Below are 2,709 nucleotides of genomic sequence, written 5' to 3' on the forward strand. Positions count from 1 at the left end.
TCGAGCACCGGCCCCGGCACCGGAAGCTCCCGCGCCGTCCCCGCCCGCAGGTCCGCCGTGAACAGCCGCCCCGACAGCGCGAACGCCGCCGACTCCACGGCCCCGTCCACCGCGTACGCCACGATCCCCGCCGAGCCCTCCCGGCTCCGCTCCCGGCGCGCCCGCTCCTGCGGCGACAACTCCTCCTCCGCGCCCGCGAGCAGCGCCACCGGGTCGGCGACCGTCCGCTCGGCGGGCTCGCCGTCCCGGGGCAGGTCGAGCACCCAGAGCCGGTGCGAACGGTCCGTCCCCGAACCGGATCTGACGAACACCACGCGCTCCCCGTCCGGGGAGACCGAGAAACCACGCGGGACCCCCAGGGTGAACCGCTGGGTCCGGGCGTGCTGACGGGGGAAGGAGAGCTCGGCCGAGGGTGTCGCCGGCTGCTGCGAAGACAAGGTCATGCGGCTGAAACTAGCGCCGTGCGCCCCCCTCGTGCCTCCGTCCGCCGATCGATGCGGCCGCACGGATAGTTATGATCCGTAGCACTAGGTGGGTATGCATCGGACCGGCATGCCCTCTGGCACATGCTGATCGACCGAACCGCACGAATATCCGACCGAAGGTGGAGGTGAACCGCCGTGGCACTCTCGATCTCCGTGGTGGTGCTGCTGGCGATCGTCGTCTTCCTGCTGATCCGGAAATCCGGGCTGAAGGCTGGACATGCGGCGGTCTGCGCGCTCCTGGGCTTCTACCTGGCGAGCTCGTCCATCGCTCCGTCCATCAGCACCCTCACCACGAACGTGGCGGGCATGATCGGCGGCCTCAAGTTCTGACCTCGCACCCGGCCTGACCTCGTAGGGTGGGGGCATGTCCGATCTCCCCGCCCGCCGTCTGCTGCTCGTGCACGCGCACCCGGACGACGAGTCGATCAACAACGGCGCCACCATGGCCAGGTACGCGGCCGAGGGCGCCCTCGTCACCCTCGTCACCTGCACGCTCGGCGAGGAGGGCGAGGTCATCCCGCCCGACCTCGCCCACCTGGCCCCCGACCGGGAGGACCGGCTCGGCCCGCACCGCGTCGGCGAACTCGCCGCCGCGATGACCGAGCTGGGCGTCACCGACCACCGCTTCCTCGGCGGCCCCGGGCGCTTCCGCGACTCCGGAATGATGGGCGCCGAGCAGAACAAGCGCGCCAACGCCTTCTGGAACACCGACGTCGACACCGCCGCGCCCCACCTCGTCGAGGTGATCCGCGAGACCCGCCCGCAGGTCCTGATCACCTACGACCCCGACGGCGGCTACGGCCACCCCGACCACATCCAGGCCCACCGGGTCGCCACCCGCGCGGCCGAACTCGCCGCCGACCCGGACTACCGCCCCGACCTCGGACCGGCCCACACGATCGCCAAGATCTACTGGAACCGCGTCCCGCGCCCCGTCGCCGAGGCCGGATTCGCCCGGCTCCGCGCCGAGGGCTCCGTCTTCCCGGCGATCGCCGGGATCGACGACGTCCCCGGCGTCGTCGACGAGGAGCGGATCACCACCGAGATCGCCGCCGACCCCGCGTACACGGCCCGCAAGAGCGCCGCGATGGCCGCGCACGCCACCCAAGTCGCCGTCGACGGTCCCTTCTTCGCCCTCTCCAACGACCTCGGCCAGCCGATCTTCACCACCGAGTACTACGAGCTGGTCCAGGGCGTCTCCGGCGCCCCGGCGGGCGAGCGCGAGACGGACCTCTTCGCGGGGGTGACTGCATGAGCGACCCCGTGGTCTCCCCGGGCGTCCGGTACGCCTGGTACGGCGCCCTGTTCGTCCTCGGCCTCCTCGTCGGCACCGCAGGGTCCCTCGTCCAGGCCGCCTGGCTCCCCGCCGGCCTGCTCCTCGCGCTCCTCGCCGCGGGGGGCCTCTTCTACGGAGGGCTGCGCGCCACCGGCACCCAGGTCGGCGTCGCCGCCGCCGGCGGTGGCTGGCTCGTCGCCGTCATGCTGCTCAGCCTCGGACGCCCCGAGGGCGACGGGCTGTTCGGCGGAGGCGTCGGCGAGCTGCTCTTCCTCTTCGGGGGCATGGCGCTCGCTGTGATGTGCGTCACTCTGCCCCGGTTGTCGCGACCGGCCCCGTGAACAGGACGACTTGAGAGCGGGGACGCCCCGACTTCGGCCGGATTGCCCGTCGTCAGTAGCCCGGGGGTCGGGTATGAGTCGGCGGCGTTCAGTATGGTGGTGCGCGCCGCCGAACCGCCCGGGTCAACACGAGCATCAGCAAGAGCGGGCGGTGGAGCCAACCGGGAGATCCTGCTTTGAGTCGTGAAACTGGTCGAGAGACTGACAGTTCGTCCTCCGGCGCCCAGGGGCGCGGTGGAGCCGCTTACCCCTCGGGTACCCCGCCGTACGGATCCCGCCAGTATCCGTCGCTCCACCCCACGCAGGACGCGCCGGAGGGGACCGCCGCCGCGTCCGTGCCGCCGGAGGAGCCCAAGACCGAGACGACCCTGACGACCCGGATCCGGATCAACATCCCGGGTTCGCGTCCGATTCCGCCGGTCGTGGTCCGCAAGACGGTCAACGAGGCGTCCGCCCCGGATCCCGAGCCCGTCGTGGAGCCGGAAGCGGAGCCCGAGCCGGTGGCCGCGGCCCCGGAGCCGGTGGCCGCCGCGCCGGAGCCGCCGAAGGCGAAGGAGACGAGCGACTGGTTCGCCCCCCGCAAGGCGGCGGCCACCGGCTCCGGGGC

3 protein-coding genes and 2 pseudogenes are annotated in these 2,709 nt (G+C 72.5%); 4 read left to right on the forward strand and 1 reads right to left on the reverse strand.

Annotated features, from left to right (window positions below; genetic code table 11):
• Positions 1-443, reverse strand: a pseudogene (locus CCN56_RS33965) (S9 family peptidase); the annotation flags it as partial.
• Positions 444-620: 177 nt separating this feature from the next.
• Between CCN56_RS33965 and CCN56_RS33970 the strand changes: the two are divergent.
• The 4 genes and pseudogenes from CCN56_RS33970 to CCN56_RS45150 all read left to right on the forward strand — a co-directional run.
• Entirely contained in the window at positions 621-815 is a 195-nt protein-coding gene (locus CCN56_RS33970) for a hypothetical protein (protein ID WP_015035959.1), read from the forward strand.
• Between the two features lie 34 nt (positions 816-849).
• Entirely contained in the window at positions 850-1,740 is an 891-nt protein-coding gene (mshB, locus tag CCN56_RS33975; RefSeq protein WP_086831677.1) for an N-acetyl-1-D-myo-inositol-2-amino-2-deoxy-alpha-D-glucopyranoside deacetylase, read from the forward strand.
• Positions 1,737-2,102, forward strand: a complete 366-nt coding sequence (locus CCN56_RS33980; protein WP_086831678.1) for a DUF6113 family protein — start codon at positions 1,737-1,739, stop codon at positions 2,100-2,102. The genes mshB and CCN56_RS33980 overlap by 4 nt, the downstream gene beginning before the upstream one ends.
• Positions 2,103-2,278: 176 nt before the next feature.
• Positions 2,279-2,709: pseudogene (locus CCN56_RS45150) on the forward strand (hypothetical protein); the annotation flags it as partial.

Origin of the sequence: Streptomyces sp. NRRL B-24572 (genome assembly GCF_002156145.1) — a bacterium.
GTDB classification, from domain to species: domain Bacteria; phylum Actinomycetota; class Actinomycetes; order Streptomycetales; family Streptomycetaceae; genus Streptomyces; species Streptomyces vietnamensis.